14 protein-coding genes are annotated in these 20,985 nt (G+C 64.4%); 11 read left to right on the top strand and 3 right to left on the bottom strand.

Annotated features, from left to right (window positions below):
• Positions 1-74: 74 nt before the first annotated feature.
• Complete coding sequence (locus tag R2834_18740) at positions 75-4,220, bottom strand: choice-of-anchor D domain-containing protein (protein ID MEZ4702377.1); 4,146 nt, start codon at positions 4,218-4,220, stop codon at positions 75-77.
• A gap of 177 nt (positions 4,221-4,397) precedes the next feature.
• Here R2834_18740 and R2834_18745 point away from each other — a divergent pair, with 177 nt between their 5' ends.
• From R2834_18745 to R2834_18775, 7 genes are all read left to right on the top strand, one after another.
• Positions 4,398-5,627 (top strand): hypothetical protein, encoded by a 1,230-nt coding sequence (locus R2834_18745; GenBank protein MEZ4702378.1) that lies wholly within the window; start codon positions 4,398-4,400, stop codon positions 5,625-5,627.
• Positions 5,628-5,877: 250 nt separating this feature from the next.
• A complete protein-coding gene (locus tag R2834_18750) occupies positions 5,878-7,251 on the top strand; it encodes an ammonium transporter (GenBank protein MEZ4702379.1) in 1,374 nt (457 codons plus the stop codon).
• Between the two features lie 26 nt (positions 7,252-7,277).
• Positions 7,278-7,631, top strand: a complete 354-nt coding sequence (locus tag R2834_18755) for a P-II family nitrogen regulator (GenBank protein ID MEZ4702380.1) — start codon at positions 7,278-7,280, stop codon at positions 7,629-7,631.
• Positions 7,632-8,226: 595 nt separating this feature from the next.
• Positions 8,227-9,132, top strand: a complete 906-nt coding sequence (locus R2834_18760; protein MEZ4702381.1) for a fatty acid desaturase — start codon at positions 8,227-8,229, stop codon at positions 9,130-9,132.
• Between the two features lie 355 nt (positions 9,133-9,487).
• Positions 9,488-10,069 carry a hypothetical protein gene (locus tag R2834_18765; protein MEZ4702382.1) on the top strand — a complete coding sequence of 194 codons (582 nt, stop codon included), beginning with the start codon at positions 9,488-9,490 and terminating at the stop codon, positions 10,067-10,069.
• 46 nt (positions 10,070-10,115) lie between these two features.
• A complete protein-coding gene (locus tag R2834_18770; GenBank protein ID MEZ4702383.1) occupies positions 10,116-11,342 on the top strand; it encodes an SPFH domain-containing protein in 1,227 nt (408 codons plus the stop codon).
• Between the two features lie 96 nt (positions 11,343-11,438).
• Positions 11,439-11,939: a hypothetical protein gene (locus R2834_18775; protein MEZ4702384.1), complete on the top strand. Its 501-nt coding sequence runs from the start codon at positions 11,439-11,441 to the stop codon at positions 11,937-11,939.
• A 114-nt stretch (positions 11,940-12,053) separates the two neighbouring features.
• On the opposite strand, the gene R2834_18780 is transcribed toward R2834_18775, so the two are convergent.
• Positions 12,054-12,875 (bottom strand): hypothetical protein, encoded by an 822-nt coding sequence (locus R2834_18780; GenBank protein ID MEZ4702385.1) that lies wholly within the window; start codon positions 12,873-12,875, stop codon positions 12,054-12,056.
• 404 nt (positions 12,876-13,279) lie between these two features.
• A complete protein-coding gene (locus R2834_18785; protein MEZ4702386.1) occupies positions 13,280-14,005 on the bottom strand; it encodes a hypothetical protein in 726 nt (241 codons plus the stop codon).
• Between the two features lie 228 nt (positions 14,006-14,233).
• Between R2834_18785 and R2834_18790 the strand changes: the two genes are divergently transcribed.
• From R2834_18790 to R2834_18805, 4 genes are all read left to right on the top strand, one after another.
• Positions 14,234-16,483, top strand: a complete 2,250-nt coding sequence (locus R2834_18790) for a VIT domain-containing protein (GenBank protein MEZ4702387.1) — start codon at positions 14,234-14,236, stop codon at positions 16,481-16,483.
• 137 nt (positions 16,484-16,620) lie between these two features.
• On the top strand, positions 16,621-17,010 hold the full coding sequence (locus R2834_18795; GenBank protein ID MEZ4702388.1) for a BlaI/MecI/CopY family transcriptional regulator: 390 nt from the start codon (positions 16,621-16,623) through the stop codon (positions 17,008-17,010).
• The gene (locus tag R2834_18800) at positions 17,007-18,860 is read left to right on the top strand and encodes a M23/M56 family metallopeptidase (protein MEZ4702389.1); all 1,854 of its coding nucleotides are present in this window, start codon (positions 17,007-17,009) and stop codon (positions 18,858-18,860) included. The genes R2834_18795 and R2834_18800 overlap by 4 nt, the downstream gene beginning before the upstream one ends.
• A gap of 23 nt (positions 18,861-18,883) precedes the next feature.
• Positions 18,884-20,815: a M56 family metallopeptidase gene (locus tag R2834_18805; GenBank protein MEZ4702390.1), complete on the top strand. Its 1,932-nt coding sequence runs from the start codon at positions 18,884-18,886 to the stop codon at positions 20,813-20,815.
• The last annotated feature ends 170 nt before the right edge of the window (positions 20,816-20,985 follow it).

Below are 20,985 nucleotides of genomic sequence, written 5' to 3' on the forward strand. Positions count from 1 at the left end.
TGGTGCAGGCTAGGTGGTCGGGTACCGTTCGCCTACAGTATACACGCTGGATGGGGCCTGTTCAAGAATACGGCCTAGTGCACCACGATTAAACGTCGAACGGCCGTGGCGTCGCCGGCCTGCATGCGGTAGAAATACACGCCGGCGGCAAGCCGCGACGCGTCGAAAACGACCGCGTGGACACCGGCGTGCTCCACCCCGTCGAACAGGGTCTCCACCTCGCGCCCGAGGAGATCGAACACGCGCAACGAGACCGGCCCCGCCTCGGGCAGGGCAAACGGGATCGTCGTGGCTCCACGGAACGGGTTGGGATAATTCTGATCGAGCGTAAAGCGGACGGGCGCGGTTTCCGGTTCCGGCTCAACGGCCGTGATGGTCACCTGGCCGGTGAGTGCGATCAGATACGCCGAGCCGGCCGTGGCGCCGTTGCCGTTGCTGTCGTTCTTCGCGCCGATGAGGGCATCCTCCCCGCGCAACGCGACGACCCGGCCGAAGCCGTCCTCGCCCCCGTCGTCGGTCGGCGCGAGGCGCGCTTTTTCGAGCCAGCTGCTCCCGTTGCGCTGCAGCACGTACGCGGCGCCGCGGCCCTCCTCGGCGCCGTCCGCGCCGATCAGGACGTACGTTCCGCTGATGGAGACACCGCTGCCGAAGCGGTAGCCGGGCGCCCCGTCGGACGCCGTGAGCACGGCCTGCTCCTGCCCGCCCCACAGGCCGCCGCTGCGGCGGAAGACATAGGCCGCGCCGGCGTCGTCATCGCCGCCCGCGGGCGCGCCGAGGATCGCATAGTCGCCGTCCAGCGCCGCCGCGGCGCCCAACCCGTCGTCAACGGCGCCCACCGAGGCAAACAGCTTGGCTTCCGGGTTCCACTCCAGGCCATCCCATCTAAAAATGTAGCCGGCCCCCGTCGCGAACGGCCCTTCGTTGGGAGCGCCCACCAGCAGATCGACCCCGTCGATCGCGAGGCTCTCGCCGAAGCGGTCGCCTGCGCCGCCGTCGCCGGCGAGCAGCGTCTGCGTTTCGGGCCACATCGCCCCGTTGCGGCGGACGGCATACACCGCGCCGGCGTCATCGCCGTTCGCGTTGTCATCCGCCGGGGCCCCGATAAACGCCTCATCGCCCTGCATGACGAGGGCCCAGCCGAAGGCGTCGCCGGCCGCGCCGTCCGACGCGACGATCCGGGCCTGTTCGCTCCAGGAATCGCTCCCTTGCTGGAAGATGTAGACCGCGCCGGCGTCGTCGCCGTTTTCGTTGTCGTTGCCGGGCGCGCCCACGAGGATGTACGAGCCCTCAATCGCGACCGCATGGCCGAATCCGTCGCCCGCACGGCCGTCCGACGCCACCAGTTCCGCGGCCTGGCGCCAGCTGGCGCCGTCCTGCACATAAACGTAGGCGGCGCCGGGCGACTCCGCGTCGCCGCTGGCCCCGATGATCGCCACCTGATCGCCCAGCGCGACGGCGGCCCCGAAATAGGGCTGCACCACGCGGCTCGACGCGATGACGACCGCCTGCTGCCCCCACGTGAGCCCAAACCGGTTGTAGAAGTAGACCGCGCCGGCGTCGGACCCGTTGAGGTTGTCGTCGTCCGGCGCGCCGACGATCAGGTCGTTGCCGCTAAACCCGAGCGCCCGGCCGAAGCCGTCGCCATTCGCGGCGTCCAGGGCGGATATCTTGACGTCGAAGAGCCAGTCCTCGCCCACTTTGGAAAACACATAGGCAGCGCCGCGCTGGTTGTCCACGCCGGCGGCGCCCACGACGATCTCCTCCCCCTGGATGGCGACGGCCGCGCCAAACTCGGCGCCGCTCGACCCGTCCGATGCCTCGAGTTTAGCGCGCTCGACCCAGTCCGCCCCGACGCGCTCGAACACATAGGCCGAGCCTTCGTCGATCGTATTGTCGCCGTCGTGGATGGGTGCGCCGACCACCGCGAGGTCGCCCTCGATCGCCAGCGTCGTCCCGAATCCATCGCTCAGCCCGCCATCCGAAGCCGATAGCTCGCCTTCGCCATCCCAGGCGCTGCCGTCGTAACCGAAGACGTACGCCTTGCCTTCCCCAAAAAAACCGCCGTTGGCCGCGCCCACGATCAGCTTCTGCCCCCGCACCGCGACGGCGCTGCCGAAGCGGTCGCCCTGCCGGCCATCCGATCCCGAAAGTCGCGTCTGCTCGTCCCACGTGGCGCCCGACCGGGCATAAACATAGACGCTGCCGGCGCCCAGCCCGCGTTCGTTGTCGTCTTCCAGCGCGCCAATGGCCATGAAATCGCCGTCGATCGACACCGCGCGTCCAAAACGATCGCCTGGCAGTCCATCGGAAGCCTGTATACGCGCCTGTTGCACCCACACCGAGCCGCTGCGCACGAAAACGTACGCCGCACCGCGGGCATCGTCCGCATTCCACGCCCCGACGACCGCGCGGTCGCCATCGATCGCCACGGCGCTTCCGAAGCGGTCGCCGCCGGCCGCCTCATTCGCCAGAAGGCGCGTTTGCTGGACCCACGTTTCACCGGAGCGCCGGTAGATGTAGGCCGAGCCGGGATCCGTATCGCTCATCCCCTCCGCGCCGACGATCGCATAGTCTCCGCTCACGGCCACCGTGCTGCCGAACCGCGGCTCGACCTCGCCCCGCGACGCCAGCACCTTTGCCATGCCGGGTTGCAGCCCATCGCTCCCCTGCCCCGTCAACCGGACCTCATGCGGTCCATCGACCGCGTTGCTCGTCAGGACGACGCGCGCTGTTTTGGCCCCCGGGCTCAGGGGTGAAAAACGAACCGTCGCGTTGACGCTCGCGAGGGGCGCGAGCAGGGCTCCGTCGCCGCCGGAAACCAGCTGAAATGAAGAGGCATCGGCCCCTTCGATGGCGATCGAGGTGATGTTGAGGTCCGCAGTGCCGATGTTGGAGACGGTAAATCCGCCATCGACGGACTGACCCACGGCGACCGCGCCGAACGTCAGGCCGGCGGTGCTGGTGAGCAGGGCCGGCAGGCCGCTTCCGCCCACCGGAAAGATATAGGCCGAGCCGGCATCCTGGCCTCCGTCGTGGTCGTCCCAGCGCGCGCCCACGATCACCTGCTCGTTGCTGAACCCGACCGCGTTGCCAAATTGATCGCCCACGTCCCCGTCCGCCGCGATCAACTGGGTCTCGAGCGACCACGCCGAGCCAAAGCGTTCGAACAGAAAGACCGCGCCGGCCTTGTCGCCGTTGTTGTTGCGGTGCCAGCGGGAGCCGACGGCGGCGTAGCCCCCCTCCACGTGGACGGCATACCCGAACTCGTCGCCCTCCACGCTCGTGAACGGCAGCAGGCGGGATTGCAGGGACCACGCGGTGCCGGTGCGGACGAACAGGTAGGCGGCGCCGGCCTCGTCGCGCTCCTGCACCGCCTCGCGCGGGCTGCCGACGAGGGCGCTGGAGCCGCTGATGGATACCGATCCGCCAAAACCGTCGTCACTGCCGGGCGTCGTCGCCGCGAGGGTCGCCTGATACGCCCAGAGCGAACCGGTGTAGCTGAAGATGTAGGCCGCGCCGGCATCGACGAGACCGTCTGTGTCGTGCGCGTCGGCCCCGACGACCACGTAGTCGCCATCGATCGCCACGGCCTCGCCAAACGCATCCCCTTCCTGGCCGTCGACAGCCTCGAGCCGGCCCTCGAAGGCCCACCCGCCGCTGCCGCGCCGGAATACGTAGGCGGCGCCGCGCTGCTGATCGAACCCGGGCGCCCCGACCACCACGCGATCGCCGGACACGTCGACGGCCGAGCCGAACCGATCATCGAAGGCGCCCTCCGGCGCCACGAGCCGCGCTTCCTCCTCCCAGCCATTGGCTCCGCGCAGGTACACATAGGCCGCGCCGGCGAAGGGGCCGTTTTCGTTGTCGTCCCGTCGTGCGCCCACCACCGCCACATCACCGTCGATCGCGACCGACACGCCGAATTGATCTCCGGCCTCGCCGTCGCTGGCCAGCAGCTGGGCGTCGAGGTCCCAGCGGGGGCCGTTCTGGCGATAGATATAGGCCGCGCCGGCGTCTTTCCCCTGGCTGTTGTCGTCCAGCCAGCTCCCCACGATGGCGTACCCCGCATCGATCGCGACCGATTCGCCGAAATAATCAAACGGAGCCCCCTCGCTTCCCAGCGAGAGTTTGACGCTCACCTGGGCATATGCCGCGGGCGTCCCGCCTCCGAAGAGCAGAAAAAACAAGACAATACGTGCGGTGGTGCGGAGGGTATGCATACGGGGGGGAGCGATACAGATAAGCGTGCGCCGCGGGTAGGCGTTGATGTACCGAAAGCTATTGATTTCGATCCCGCTAATCCAGCACCCCGCCAGGTTAAGCAGCTTGCCGCCCGTCCGATACCTCTTGGAGCCGTTTCAGGGACCCGCCCCTTCTCCGACCAGAGAGGTAGTTGCATGCACGAGGCGCTAAGCATAGCCCTTCTTGAACAAATTACGCGTTTTTATCTGCGGGAAAATCGGTTCGAGGGCATCCCCCTGGTGTCACTCGCCGATCGCCAGCAAACAGATCTTGACGCGGTAAAACACACGCTGCGGACGCTCGTGCGGTCGCAACTGGTGCATATTGAATTTGGCGACCGCCACCCCGACCCGCACGTGCGCGCGCTCCACGACGCGCCGATCTGGCATCAACTCGACCGGCTCGAGCAGTCCGATATCGAAGCCGCCTGCGTATTCCCGGCGCAACGCCACCTCGAACGTGTCGTCAACGTCCGTTTTTTCACCGGTCAACCCTATACGCTTCGGCTGGCGCTGGGCGCGCCGCGCCTGAAAGTCGAGACGTTTCATCCGTCCGTGCTCTCGTTTTATGAAGAGTCGGCTCCGCTGGGCGAGCCGGGCATCGTGCTGCGGCCGGCGACGCCGCCGCGTCGACGCATGCCGGTGTATGGCCTGGCGTACGACGCCACCTTCCATCGCGCCGTCGCGGCGTGCGTGGGCGAACTCGCCGACCTGCCGCCGATCGAGCAGCAGCTCTGGATGGCGAAATCGATCCAGGGTTCGTTCCGGATCCATCCCGACTACGAGCGCGCGATCTACGGCCACGGCTTCAACCGCCGCCTCCCGATCTATCGCGCCCTCCAGGAAGAAATCCTGACCATCAACCGCTGCTGCGCGTACCTCCGCCGGCCCGCGCTTTTTCCGCAGACCCTGGTCGACGGGCTTTTTCTCAACGAAATCGGGATGCTCGCCCGGCCCAGCGTGGCATCCGCGAGTCGGTTTCTCTCCCGGCTGCAGATCCTGACGATCCAGAATCTCAACACCGCCTTTTTTGAAGAGGACGACGTGGAGACGCGGTCGATCGTCGGGCCGTATGAACGCGAGGTGATTCTTCCGACGACCACGCTCGAACGGTTCGACAACTGGCTGATGCGATACTGGGAAGCCGAGGAGTCGACGTTCAAGCCCTACCTGAAGGCGCTGCGAATCGCCCGCCGGCGCATCCGGCGCATCCAGCACGCCTACCTGAGCGAAGGCTGGGAAGAGACCATGGGCGAATTGCAGCGCTCCGTGATGCGAACGGCCTACACCTGCTTTCGTCAGGCCCGCAAAGTGCTCGAACGCCGCATCGGGCACGATCTGTACATGCATCCCGCCGCGCGCGCCGAGCAGATCTGGAGCCTCTAGGGTTTTGTGGGCATTCGCAGATTCCATCCCACAAATGCCTTATTTATTTACAGATCATCGCCACTTAGCGCGCATTTCACAATCTCGTAGCGCTTCCTGCCTGTTTTTTTCCGGAAGCCCATTTCTCGTATCTCCTTGTTAATGCAGGGGATAGGTTGCCAGAAGCGCTTCCATAGATATTTTGGATTTAATACAGCAGGTGTTATTAATTTTAGTGCGCACAGACCATGCACCTAAATTTTTAACAACCATGCTCCGTTACACCCTGCTCTTGTTACCGCTTCTAGCGTTGGCGCAACCCGCCTTCGCCCAGGAAGCGGCGGAAGCTTCCATCTCGGGAGCCGACACGGCCTGGATCCTGATCTCGACCGCGCTGGTGCTCCTGATGACCCCCGCCCTGGCCTTCTTCTACGGCGGACTCGTTCGCTCGAAGAACATGCTGAATACGATGATGATGAGCTTCATTTCGCTCGGCGTCGCCGGCGTGTTGTGGGCTCTTTTTGCGTATTCGCTGGCGTTCGGCACGGGGAATGCCTGGATAGGCGACCTCTCGATGGCGTTTCTGAACGGCGTCGGCCTGGAGGCCAAGGGAAGCATCCCGCACATCCTGTTCATGGCGTTTCAGGGCACGTTCGCCATCATCACGGGCGCGCTGATCTCGGGGGCCGTCATCGGCCGCATGCGGTTCAGCGCCTATGTGCTGTTCATCAGCGCCTGGTTGCTGCTGGTTTATGCCCCGGTTTGCCACTGGGTGTGGGGCGGCGGCTGGATCGGATCGATGGGCGCGCTGGACTTTGCCGGCGGAGCGGTGGTACACGTAAACGCCGGCATCGCGGCGGTGGTAGCGGCCTCGTTGCTGGGGCCCAGAAAAGATTACGGACGCCAGGCCCTCCTGCCGCACAATGTGCCTTTTGTGCTGCTCGGCACCGGCCTGCTCTGGTTCGGCTGGTTCGGCTTCAACGGCGGGAGCGCCCTGGCCTCAAATGAGATCGCCGCGCTCGCGTTCGTGAACACCATGCTCGCCCCTGCGGCCACCGCGGTCGTCTGGGCGATGCTCGACTTTGCCCGCAGCGGGAAATTCACGGCGGTAGGGCTCGCCACCGCCATCGTCGTCGGACTCGTCGCGATCACGCCGGCGGCCGGCTTCATCTCTCCGATGTTTTCGCTCCTGCTGGGCGCCATTGCGGCCCTGCCCAGCTACTACCTCATCCTGTGGCGCTCGCGGACCCGGCTCGACGACTCGCTCGACGTCTTCGCGGCGCACGGCGTGGGCGGCCTCACCGGCGCGCTCCTCACCGGCGTATTCGCCCAGGAATCCATCAACGGCGTTGCCAACGGCCTGCTGTTCGGCAACCCGACCCAGTTTATCATCCAGCTCGGTTCGATCGTGGCCGTGCTCCTCTACAGCGGCGTCCTCACCTTTGTCATTCTGAAGGTGATCGGGCTCGTGGTCCCCATTCGCGCTACGGAGAAAGAAGAAGGCATCGGTCTCGACCTCGCCTTCCACGGGGAAGAAGCCTACGCCAACGGAGAAGGCACCGTGCTGCTGCTCGACGAAGAAATGAATGGGGACGGCGCTTCCATCGGCGTCCATGTCAAGCCGGCGCACGCCGCCGGCGCCTGAACCCGCCACGCAACCGAGACACTGTCATGAAATTGATTAAAGCGATTATCCGCCCCGAAAAACTGAACGAGGTGCTTGCGGCACTGTATCGGGCAGAAATCCACGGCATCACCGTCACCCGCGTTCAGGGCCACGGCGGCGAGTCCGAAACCGTCGAAACCTATCGCGGCACCACGGTCAAGAAAGAATTGACCGAAAAAGTCGCGCTCGACATCGGCGTATCGGAGCCCTTCGTCGAAGCCACCGTCGACGCCATTCTCGGCGCCGCCCGCACGGGCGAAGTCGGCGATGGCAAAATCTTCGTCCTGCCCGTCGAAAAGATCTACCGCATCCGAACGGGCGAAGAAGACACCGCCGCCGTGACGCCGGTCACCGTCTGACCCGTTTCTCCGGTAACGACCCACAACGTCCGTCCTCACTCCGGTGGGGGCGGACGTTTTTTATGATGCGCCGGCACGCACGACAAAGAAACAGGGTCGAGATGAAGGGCAATCGCATGCTCGCCATGGCCGTGAGAAGCGTAGGGGAGTTTGGGTGCATGGGGGCATTTTTTACCGCAGAACCTCCCATACTCCCATACCGAGAGATGCTCATGTTTGAAGAGCATGCGATTGCCCTGGGTCGAGATGCAGGATTCCCCCAAATAGCCGTGTTCTAATCGACCATCCCACATCCCAGTATCCCGCATCCTGCATCCCATATCCACCTCCCCGCCCCCCAATCAGCCCCCCTCCCCTCCGCGTCACCCGGGTACCGGGTGGGGCATCTCCCCACAGCCATAACCCCGTTTCTACCGTCAGCGCGCCTAACCGGTCGATCCTATTAAACTGGTAGCGAGTGCACCGGCGGACGGATTCTTCGGGCACTCCCTGACCTCGCTGCCGGCGCCGTCGACCCACCACCTGCTTCCCGAATATAAAACAGCGCCCGCGTCCGAAGAACCGATCCGTTGTCGTAACCAAACGGGAGAGGATCATGCACCTGAAAGACTGCCTCAAGGACCCTTCAAAAAGGGAGCGAATCCGTTCGCTGCTGGACATCAACCCCTGGTGGAATCTCAAAATCCTGTTGATGTACGTGTTGTGGCTTGGCGTCGCCTACTGGACGATCAACACGCCCCAACTCGCGCTCAGGATCGTCGGATATTTCGTCATGGGGGCGTCGATACACAGTCTGGCGATTTTTGCGCATGAGGCAACGCACGGCATCCTGTTCAAAAACAGGTTTCTGAACCGGTGGGTGGGTTTTTTCGCCGGCCTGCCGGCGTTTGTGTCGGTCACCTCCTACCGCGTCGTTCACATGGAGCATCACAACCACACGGGCAAGGACCGCGACCCGGACGAGTTTACGAACGCGGTGCCCAACCCGGCCTTGCGGCGCGTCGCCTTCTTCCTGTGGCTGGTGTTCGGAGGTCCGTATTACATCTTCATCCACGTCCCGATGATGGCCTGGAAACTGGCGAAACCAACAGAGCGGCGCGACATGATCGTCGAATACGCGCTGATCACCCTCATTTTCGCCACCGTCATCACCTACCTGGCCCAGATCGGGCGGATGGATGTGTTTCTGAACGGCTGGGCCTACCCCGTGCTCGTAGCCATGATTTTCGTGAATGTACGGGGCGTGGCCGAGCATATGATGACCGAGAAAACCGACGAATTCACGGCTACACGGACGATGATATCGAACCAGATGGTCAGTTTTTTTATGAATAACCTCAACTACCATCTCGAACACCACCTGATTCCCAACGTCCCGTGGTACCGGTTGCAGGAACTGCACGACGTGCTCGAGCCCGACATGAAAAAGGCCGGCTCACCCGTCGAATCGTCCTACGCGAAGATGCTGCTGCGGGCTTTCCGATGGGGCGGAAAAGGATAATCCGCGCGCCAGGGGTTCCTGATGCCGGCGACGTTGCGTCGACGGCAATGAGATGGTGGGATGCAGGATGCAGGATTTCTGCTCATAAACCGCCCTCGCATGCATTGCGGGGGCGGTTTTGATCGTCTATGCCTGACGTAACCACCCCCGCGCTTCGAGCATCCGATGCAGGATCACCGATCAGAGGGCACCTGATTTGTTACCCATCCTGCATCTAGCATCCTGCATCCTGCATCTTGCATCCAGATGTGGCTTCGCCAACGGGCGTAACGTCATATTTCTAAATACTTGCCGGCCGGCGTAACGCGTCCTATCATACCGACGTACACGCAACGGTCATCAAACGAAAAACACCATGGACACCCTGTATCTGGTCTGCATGCTGGTCGGTGGCTTTTTCGTTCTGCTCTCCATCTTCGGCGGCGAGATGGACCATCATGCCGAGGTCGACGTGTCGGTGGATACGGATGTCGACACGGATGTCTCGATGGATGGCGACATACACGCCGACCTCGAGGCCGGCCCCGGCTTCGTCGACCTGCTCTCCCTCCGCACGCTCTTCCTCTTCCTCGCTTTTTTCGGCCTCACCGGCACCCTGCTGAACTGGACGGGCTCCGGCGGCGCGCTCACGGGCTTGACGGCCACAATCGTCGGCCTGCTCGTCGGGTTTGGCGGCAACTACGTCATCAAGCGCATCGGGTATGCGCACGTGTCGAGCGACATCACGTCGTCCGACATCAAGGGCCTGACGGGCCGGGTGCTGATCCCGTTTTCCGGGGATGAGCGGGGCAAGATCAGCGTGGTCGTGAAGGGCAGCGAGCTGCGCCTGCCGGCGCGATCGCTGGATACCGAATCCGCCGAGGCGTTCAACCCGGGCGACGAGGTCGTCGTCATCTCGCGCGACGGCCTGACGGTCGAGGTCGTAAAACCCACCTGAAAACCCGCAGCCCCTGGCTGCTCATCGATAGAACCCTGGAGGTCCCATGTTCGAACTCGTGCTCGCCGGCGTCATCATCGTCGCCATCCTTGCCGTCATCGGCGTCATCCGCGCCAACCTCAAAATCTGTCAGCCGAACGAAATCCTGATTTTCAGCGGAAAACGGCGACAGCTCCCCGATGGCTCGACGCTGGGCTACCGGCTCATCCGCGGCGGCCGCGCCTTCCGGATTCCCATCATCGAACGTGTGGATCGGCTGTTTCTCAACACGATCCCGATCGACCTCATGGTGTCGAACGCCTACTCGAAAGGCGGCATCCCGCTCACGGTGCGCGCCATCGCCAACATCAAGATTGCCTCGGCGGAGCCCGAGATCAACAACGCCGTCGAGCGCCTGCTCGGTAAACCGCTCGAGGCGGTCCAGACCATCGCCAAGGAAACCCTCGAAGGCAACCTGCGCGGCGTGCTCGCCCTGCTGACGCCGGAAGAAGTGAACGAGGATCGCCTGAAGTTCGCCAAGCAACTGGTCGAGGAGGCAGACATCGACATGAGCGCCCTGGGGCTCCAACTCGATACGCTCAAAATCCAGAGCGTGGAGGACGAACGGGGCTACCTCAACGCCATCGGGCGCCAGCGCTCCGCGCACATCATCTCCACGGCCCAGATCGCGGAAGCCCAGCAGCGTGAGCAGGCCAAGCTGGCCGAGGCCAAGGCCGACCAGTCGATCGCCGAAGCGGAAAACCAGGTTCGTATCGTGCGCGCCCAGCTGGCGGCGAATGCGGAGGCTGAAGAAGCGAAGATCAGTATCGCCGCGCAGGTCGCCCAGGCCCGCGCGGAGCAGGAGCTGGCCGAACAGGAGATCCTGCTGGCCGAAAAACGCCAGCGGTCGACCGTCGTCGTCGCCGCCGAGGCGGAGCGCCAGGCCAAGGAAGAGATCGCTAAAGGCAACGCGGCGCGCATCTTGCAAGACGGCCAGGCCGAGGTGGAGGTGCTCCGCCGCAAGCTCGAACTGTGGAACCAGGCCGGCCCCGACGCCGAGCGTCTCTTCCTTATCCAGATGCTGCCGGACATCCTGAAGCAGGTGGTGCAGACCGTCGACAACCTCAAGATCGACAAGATCACGGTGGTCGACAGCGGCGGCACCGGCGGCGGCGTACCCGCGGTGTTCAACCAGATCGCCGGCGCGACGCCCGCCCTGCTGGAAAGCATCAAAGCATCGACGGGGATCGACGTGGCCGGCATGCTGAACCGGGCGTCCGAGCGCCACGATTGAAGCCGGCTTCCCGTGACGTGGCGCAAACACGGGAATAAGAGCGACAGTCCGGCGGTCTCATGGGCATCCCCGTTCGACCTAAACCGAGTCATTCCGATGCGTCACGCCATCTTGTTGTTCGTTCCCCTCGTGCTCTCGTTCACGGGCTGCCAGATCGTCGGCGAAGAAGAGCCCGCGCCCGAGATCGCGGCGGCCGTTTACGCCCAGAGAACCTGCGGTCCGACGGACGGTCCCGCGCTGGAGCTCATCGTCCTGGACTCCGTCCTGGCCTGCGAGAACGTGAACCAGCTAGGATACGGGGATAACTCGGACCGTGCGTTCACCCGGATCTTTCTCTGGGGGCTCGGCGAGCCGGCGCCGGGCGTGTGGACGGTTGGGGGGATCGACGACGATCCGTCCTATTATTCGGGGGGATGGGGGCAATCGTGCCCCGGGTCCGGCGCCGCGTGCGTCAACACGGAACGGGCCGTCGTTTCCTTTACGGCCGCCGGCGCCGATTCGTTTGCCGTCACCGCGCAGATCACCCTGCCGGGCGGACGTCACCAGAACGTCGCGGCGGGTCTTCGGGTGTGCCCGGTTCAGATCCTCTGCGGCTGACGGGCGAGCAAGCGCTACACGAGCACACTCAGCAGGAGGCAGAAGAGCAGAAAGGCCACGTGAATCCACAGTGTGGAGAGTGGCACGCGTGCGGGAAGCTGCGTCGCCATGGCGTCACCAGGTGTTCAGATCCAACGTATACTGGGCCCCGAAAATGTTGTCGCCGCCGGCATCGACCACGATGAGGGCCTCATAGATGCCGGCGCCCAGCGTGTCGAGCGGCAGCCGATGGCGAAGCGAATCGCCCGGGTAGAGCCGGGTCGGCTCCGCCTGACGCCGCTCCACCAGGTCGCCCGAGGCGGAATACAGCTCGACCCATATCGACGGTTCGATCACCACGTCGCCGGTGTTTTCGACATCCGCCGTCATCACGTGCATGCCGTTTTCATCGCGGACGTCGACGCCGAGAAAGGTGAGATCCGTGACGCCCGTGCCGGCGATGTGGGTGGCGATCTGCACACTCTGCCGCACGTCCCGATCCGAAACAGGGACGCCCGCATCCGCAATCAGACTGTACATGCGGCGGTGCGAGGTTTCGGCGGGCAATTCGCTCACGGCGATGAGGCTGCGATACGAACCCTCCGGCGGAGCGCCCTTGATGTCCCGGGGCACCGCGATTTCATAGTCCACCCGCTGCGTTTCGCCCGGCGCCACCGTAAAGCGGGACGGCGTGACGACCACCCAGCCGGCGTTGCTGCGCCGGTGAGTCGCGGGGGGAGTTACGAGGGCGACGGTATCGCTTTCGAGTTTAAAATCGTGCTGCTGCACGAGCACGTCGCGCGGCGTGTCGGAATCGTTGCGAACCAGGAACGACCCCGCATAGCGGCCACCGGGCTGCACCGCGTTGTCGTAGACGAGCTGGCCATGAACCGAAAGCTGCGCAAAGGCGGGAAAAGCAGCAAGGCAAAGGAGAACGGCGAGGCGTGTCGCGAGCATACGCATAGTGACGGAACCCCCTGCATTGGATGGATAACGGTACGGCCGGCGCGCAAAAACGCGAGCGCATGGGTCGGCGCGGCAGGAATAGGAGAGTCCGGACTACTCGGCGGGGTGTGGGGCGATAAAAAAAGCGCCAGGCTCAGGGGGGCTTGAGCCTGGCTAAGGTGAGTATCGGCGAACGTGCGAAGCTTCTTTAATGGGGGATGGGGGGGAGATGCGGGATGGGGGGAGATGCAAGATGCAGGATGCGGGATGGGGGGAGATGCAGGATGCGGGATGAAGTTTCGGCTATCAAAGACGAGCTAATTCAAAAAATCCTGCATCCAGCATCCCGTATCCTGCATCCAGTATCCTGCATCCCGTATCCAGCATCCTGCGTCCCCCATCTCACCATCCCCCGATCACGCGCTCCGGGCCCAGTTGCCGCGGAGCTGTTCGTGGGTGATGCCGAAATGCGCGAGGGCCTCGTCCACCTCACGCATCCAGCCGGCCGGGTGGTATCGGCTCATGCGCCGGCAGGAAAACGGTACGCCGGACTCCTCGGACGGCCATACGAACGACTCGCCCTGCCACTCGTCCTCCGCCGCCGGCAGCACGAGGGCGATCGGGCTGTTCTCCTGGCCCGGCGCCGGCTGGAACGCCCGCGCCGCCGGCGAAGCCTGGGCCTCGATCCGGGCAAGTCCGCGCTCGCTGAACAGCGACGGATTCCAGCGCGCGATCACACACAGCCCGTCGTAAAGCCGCTCCTCGATGTCGGCTTCGTCAAACCGGTACAGGATGTCCACGAGGCCGGCATCGATCAGCAGCGTGTCATGGTAGGCCGTATCGACGGGCTCGCGGGGTTCCGCCTGCCGCGTAACCTGAATCCCGATCCGCTGACGCCCCTTTTCGATCACGAAGGCGACATCGAACGACGCGTACGAGGTGGCGAGGCGCGGCCGGTACAGCAGGCCGGCCGACTCGTCGAGCGTCCCTACCAGGTGATAGGCCAGCTCATCTTCCGCCTCGGTCTCATACGGCGGATGGTAGAACAACGCCGGCTCGCGAAGGGGATGCCGCAACGGCAGCACCGCGTGGAGCGGAAAAAGTCGTCCGTCAGGGGATGTCGTATTCAGGTCGTTCAGCATGAGCGTGCCCTTTTCAGTTGGATAAAACCCATTTCCGGGTCGGTTGCACGCAAGATAGAGAACCCCAGTGACAACATCATGTCACACCTGAATAGACAGAATTTGCGGTATTTCTTCCAGCCCCGATCGCTCGCCGTAGCCGCAGCCACAATAACCCGCTGACGCCGTCCGTTTACGCAGGGACCCCGCGATCCACGTCCCTGTCCGCGCATCCAACGTAGCACCACCATGTCCTTTCGCCCGATCGCACTCGCCCTGTTCACCCTCGTCTTCGTCCGCGCCGGCATGGCGCAGGGCCTGATCGTCGGTCCCGACTATCAATTCACCCCGATCTCGCTGACCGAACATACGGTGGATGCGGCCATCGACGAGCAGATCGCCGTCGTAACCGTCAGCCATACCTTCAAGAACACCTCCCGCGGCGTCATCGAGGGCACCTTCCTCTTCCCCCTGCCCAAGGATGCCCAGGTGTCGCGCTTCTCGATGGACGTGGACGGCAAGGAGCTCGCCGGCGAACTCCTCGCGGCCGACGAGGCGCGGTCTATCTACGAAGCCATCGTCCGAAAAAACATCGACCCCGCGCTCCTGGAGATGGTCGACCACCGCACGTTTCGGGCGAGCGTTTTCCCGATCCCGCCGGGGCAGCAGCGCACCATCACGCTGCGCTACGACGCCACCCTGCCGGCCGAAGGCGCTACCGTCACGTTTTCCTACCCACTCCAGGGCCAGCTCGGCGCCCGCGGTCCAGGCCGCATCCCCATGCCCCGACCGATGCCCATGCGCGAGGATCGCCCCGCGCCGCCGGAGCGGCCGGATGAGCCCGCCACCACCCACACCCTGATCACGGCGAAGATCCGGAGCGAAAAGGGAATCGGAACGGTGTATTCCCCCTCGCACGAGGTCGACATCGCGCGCCCGAACAGCCGGCGCGCCGAGGTCCGCTACGACCGGGAAGGTGAACGCGACGGCCGGGATTTTGTCCTCTACATCAGCCGCGACAACGCCGAGGTCGGCGCCACCCTGCTTGCGCACCGGCCCTACCGCGACAAGGCGGGGTATTTCATGCTCATGCTCACCCCCAGCGTCGACCTCTCGGCCGGCGCGGTGCAGCCCCGGGACATCGTCTTCGTGCTCGACACGTCGGGCAGCATGGCCGGCGACAAAATCGCGCAGGCCCGCGACGCCCTGAAATACTGCGTCCAGCGCCTCGGCGCGCAGGACCGGTTCGGCATCGTGGCGTTCAGCTCGGATGTCGACGCCTTCCGCGAAACCCTGATGCCGGCCTCATCGAAGGAAGACGCCCTGTTTTTCATCGACCAGCTTGAAGCCCGCGGCGGGACCAACATCGATGCCGCCCTGAAGACGGCGCTCGGCCAGCTGGACGACAGCCGGCGCGGCATGATCGTCTTTCTCACCGACGGCCTGCCTTCCGCCGGCGAAACGAACGAAGAGGCCATCCGAAAGAACATTCAGGGCGCCAACGGCCACGAGGTGAGCGTCTTCGCCTTCGGCGTCGGCTACGACGTCAACACCCGCCTGCTCGACGGCCTCGCGGCCGAATCGGGCGCCTTCGCGGATTACATCTCGCCCGAGGAGAACATCGAGGAACGGGTGGGCGGATTCTACGACAAAGTTCGTTTCCCCGTGATGACGGACCTGAAGCTGACGATCGACGGAGCTGACACGTATGCCGTCAGCCCGGGCCAGCTTGCGAACCTCTACAAAAACGGCCAGCTCATCGTCGCCGGCCGATACCGGAAGCCGGGGGCGGCAAAAGTCCAGCTCACCGGCATGCTGAACGGCCGGGAGCAGACGTTCCGCTACGGGTTCGACCTGCCGGCTTCGGAACGCGACCGCGATTTCGTCGCCCGCCTCTGGGCCCAGCGACGCGTCGGCATGCTGCTCGAGGAGATCCGGATGCATGGCGAAAATGCCGAACTGAAAGACGAGGTCATCGCCCTCGCGAAGGAATTCGGCATCGTCACACCCTATACCTCGTATCTGGTGACGGAGGACGAGATGATGGCCGTCGATCAGATGATGCCGCCGCCGGGCGCGCCACGGCCGGTATCCTCGAGGCAGGCCCGTCCGGGCATGCCGAGCGCGGACGCGGGCTTCAACCAGACCTCGGGCGAGGCAGCCGTGCAGATGAGCAAATCGATCCGATCGATGCAGGAGGCGGAGGTCGCCGCGCCGGCGGAAGTCGGGGCTACGCAGGCAAACATCCAGGGCCGGACGCTCGTCCTCGATGCCGACGGGGTATGGCGGGATACCGAATTCGATGCCGACACGCACAAACCCGTCGCCATTGCATTTGGCTCGGAGACGTATTTCCGCCTGCTGAAGACGTATCCGGATACCCTGCCCTTCGCACAGCTCGGCGGGAAAGTCGTTTTTAAACTTGGCGACCGCTTTGTCTCCATTGAGGAATCGGGGGAAACCCTGGACGATGCGGCCATGACGCGGCTTTTCGGCTGATTCCTGTTTTGTTCGGGATCATGACACCCCCTCGTGCGCTGCGCGAGGGGGTGTTTTTTTGGGGGGCGGGTTGACATGTACGAAAACCTTCGTATATTGACTACGAAGTCTTTCGTACATCAACCCCGACCTGCATCGTGACCACCGATTCATCCCTACCCCGCCCCACCGATGCCGAGCTGGCGATTCTCCACGTGTTGTGGGAACGCGGCGCCAGCACCGTGCGCGAGGTGCACGAGGCGCTCGAAGCCACCCAGAGCACGGGATACACCACCGTGCTCAAGCTGATGCAGATCATGCACGGCAAGGGTCTCGTCACCCGCGACGACGCGGCAAAAGCGCACGTCTACGCCGCGGCGATCCCCGAGGAAACGATCCAGCGCAACCTGCTGGAATCGCTGCTCGACCGCGCCTTCCAGGGCTCCGCGGAGAAGCTCGTGCTTCGCGCCCTATCCATCAAACCCAGCACCCCGGAGGAACTGGCGGCGATACGCGCCCTCCTCGACAAACTGGAGGACAACGTATGAATCCCACGTTCGTAACCGTCGCCGGCGAGGCGCTGCTGCACTCGCTCTGGCAGGGCGCCTTCATCGCCGGCGCGCTGGCCCTTGCGCTTCGCCTCATGCGCGGCGCCTCGCCCAACGCCCGCTACCTCGTTTCCTGGGCCGCACTGACAGCGATGGTCGCCCTGCCCGTATGGACGGCGTGGCCCTCGGGTTCTGGTGGAACGGACGGACTCGGAGGAGCAGAACTACTGACGCCGGCACGTAGCTCAGATCATATAGTGCCGCAGGTTCTCCCCGATCAGATGGCTCAGTCGGCGGCAACCGGCTTTGCGGTGTCTCCTTTGCTGGTGGCGCTCTGGTTAATAGGCGTTTTAGTAATGAGCTTCAGACTGGCGCTCGGCTGGCGAGAGGTCCATCGTATGCGCCGGCTCCCCGGTCGTCCCCTCGACGCCGGCCTGGCTGAGGCCGTCGACCGCCTGATGCGGAGCCTCGGCATCACCCATCGCGTGAGGATCCTCGCGACCGACCGCGCCGGCGAGCCGATGCTCATCGGGTGGCTCAAACCCGTCATCATGATCCCGGCCGCACTGCTCGCCGGCATGCCGCCGGCGCACGTCGAGGCCATCCTCGCGCACGAGCTGGCGCACATCCGCCGGCACGACTACCTCTTCGCCGTGCTCCAGTCCATCCTCGAAGCCGTGCTGTTTTATCATCCGGCCGCCTGGTGGATCTCGGGCCGCATCCGCGAGGAGCGCGAGCGCGCCTGCGACGACCTGGCCGTGGCGGCGATCGCCAGCCGATCGACCTATGTCCGCGCCCTGGCCGGACTGGAGGAACGCCGGGTGGCGTCGCTCCGGCTGGCCCTGCCGGCCGGCGGTGGATCGCTCGTCGGGCGTATCCAGCGGCTGGTGGAGCCGCCGGCGCCGGATCGGTTGCGCTCGGCATCGGGCATTGTGCTGGCCATTGCGATCGTGGCGGTCAGCAGTTTCATTGCGGTGGCGTGCATCGATGCGCGGGAAGCACCGGGGGTAACATCCAGCACGGTCATTCACGATGCGCTGGGTTTTCAAATCAACCTGCCGGAGAACTGGCAAGCCGGCAGCTTCAACGAAATCGACGGCGCATTCTGGTCGCAGCTTTATTGGGCTCCCGATCATCAGCAGTTCGTACAGATAGAGGAGTATTCGGACCTGCCGGATTACCAGCGCAGGGAATGGTTCACTGGGTCGGATCTGCGTCGGATCGCACGTTTTGACGCCATCCACCGCACGTCGCTGACACAGCTGGGATTGGATGCGTACGACGCAAGCGCTTTCACATTCAGGGATGACAGCACGAACGGATATGCGATCTGGATTGAGGCGATGGAGCGGTACTACCTCGTCACAGCCGGCGGCATGACATCGCATGTCGACGACCTCACACTGCGCAAAACAATCGGCTCGCTGAATTTTATCGAACGTCAACCCCTCGTCATTGACATCCCATCCCTGCACCCGCTCGGCGACACGACGCGTGTAGTATCCGGTTTCGGGATGCGCTTCCATCCCGTGCTGAAGATCGAACGGTTTCACCGGGGCGTCGACTTCGCGGCGCCGGCGGGTAAACCCGTCTACGCAACGGCTGACGGCATCGTCAAATCGGCTGAGACCGCCGAGGGGTATGGCCAGATCATCCGTATCGCGCACGAGGAAGGCTACGAAACCTGGTATGCCCAGCTTTCGCAACAGCGCGTTGCGCAAGGCGATACCGTCCGCGCCGGCCAGCAGATCGGTGCGGCGGGCAGCTCAGGCCTATCGACCGCTCCACACCTCCACTACGAAGTCCATAAAAACGGCAAACCGGTCGACCCGATCGACTATTTGCCCTGACACATCCTTGAGGGAGAATTCGCATGACGGCACTACTCCATCATCCGTTCGTCGATCTGCTCGGCGCCATCCTGGTCCACTCGCTCTGGCAGGGCGCACTCATCGCCGGCATCCTGGCCATCGCGTTGCGCCTGCTGCGACGCACTTCGCCACAGCGTAGATACCTCGTTTGCTGGGTGGCTTTTGTGGCGCTCATCGTGGTGCCGGTATTAACCAGCTTGCCACTGTCGGCGGGGCAGCCCGCGGGTGGACAAGGGGGACTCCGGCTGGTGGACACGGTAAACGGGGGTGAGGTTGGTGCTACGATGCCTGCGGTTGCGGCTGCACAGTTGGCCGATGCGGGCTTCGACGTTGCGCTGAGGCCGGTTCTTGCGGCGTTATGGCTGATCGGTGTGCTGGGCATGAGCATCCGCCTTGCGCTGGGCTGGAACGGGGTATATCGGATGCGCCGGCTGTATAGTGAGTCGCTGGATGCCGGCCTGACCGCCGCCGTCAACCGCCTGATGCGGAGCCTCGGCATCACCCGGCGCGTGCGGATCATCGCGACCGACCGCGCCGGCGAGCCGATGCTCATCGGGTGGCTGAAACCCGTCATCCTGATCCCGGCCGCACTGCTCGCCGGCATGCCGCCGGCGCACGTCGAGGCCATCCTCGCGCACGAACTGGCGCACATCCGCCGGCACGACTACCTCTTCGCCGTGCTCCAGTCCATCCTCGAAGCCGTGCTGTTTTATCATCCGGCCGCCTGGTGGATCTCGGGCCGCATCCGCGAGGAGCGCGAGCGCGCCTGCGACGACCTGGCCGTGGCGGCCATTGCGAGCCGGTCGACCTATGTCCGCGCCCTGGCCGGATTGGAGGAACGCCGGGTGGCGTCGCTCCGGCTGGCCTTGCCGGCCGGCGGGGGATCGCTCGTCGCGCGCATCCAGCGGCTGGTGGAGCCGCCGGCGCCCGACCGGCTGCGCTCGACGACCGGCCTCGCCCTGACGGCCGCCATGATGGTGCTCTGCGGTGCGCTCGTCGCGGCCTGCTCGGACAAGACCCTGCCCGGCGAGCCGCTCGTCGAGACCCTCGCCGCCCTGCCCGATGAACTGGGGACAATGGTCCGCCAGGCCGACATCGAGGGGACGATCACGTACCTGCACGACCGGCGTGAAGCCGGCGACCCGGAGGCGTATCGACTGCTGGTGGACGCGTTTGCCGCGGCGAAAGACGCCGATCTGCGCCAGAACATGGTGTTCGTCTTCGCGCACATCAACACGCCGGCAGGGGATCGTGAGCTGATCCGGATCGCGGAGACAGATTCGGATGAGCAGGTGCAGATGAACGCGATCAGGGCGATAGGAGAGCGAATCCCGCTCGACATGGAACGCGTCCAGTACCGGCGATTTTCGTATCAATACGATGCATACACCGTGACGATGGACTATCCGGAGATGCCGGTCGAACAGATCGAAGCCATCCAACTGGAGCTGCGACGGATCGCAGCGGGCCCCAATTTCAATGAGATACAACGGCAATCCGCCATCGGCGCATTGGCCTATCGCAACGATGAGGATGCACTTCTACGGACGATTTTATCGTCAAATGCTCCGGAACGTGTCAAATCCGCCGCCATTCGTGGACTGGCAAAACCCCTCGACAAGCCAGGTTTGTATGTTGACCTGATGCAGGAATTCGGCTCAGAATCGCGGCTATTGAACCGCATGGATGTTGCATCTGAGACGCCGGCGACACAGGATGGCCTGGCGACGGTCCTGGCCTATTTCTCCGACGCATCCATCCCAGGACAGGATCTGGAGGGACTATTTGGACAGTACTTCCAGTATCTTCCCCATCTTGCATCGCCATCTGACTGGCCCGCTCTGAGAAGCCGCGTCCTCCAGGAACGGCAGCAGTACGCATCTGATACGCCCCAGGCCCGCGTGCTGGATCTGGCGCTGGAGCGCCGCGATTGACCCGCCTCCACCCGCCATTCCTCACCCGGGGCACCTCCCCGCCGCCGCGAACGCGGCGGCTGCCCCTCCTCGGGGAGGAGGGGCCTGACCAGTGAGCGCCGATGACTACCGCTCATACCACAACATAGCGCCAGCCCCCTCCTCCCGAGGAGGGGGACCAAGGGGGAGGT

The sequence above is a fragment of the Rhodothermales bacterium genome (genome assembly GCA_041391505.1).
Lineage (GTDB): Bacteria > Bacteroidota > Rhodothermia > Rhodothermales > JAHQVL01 > JAWKNW01.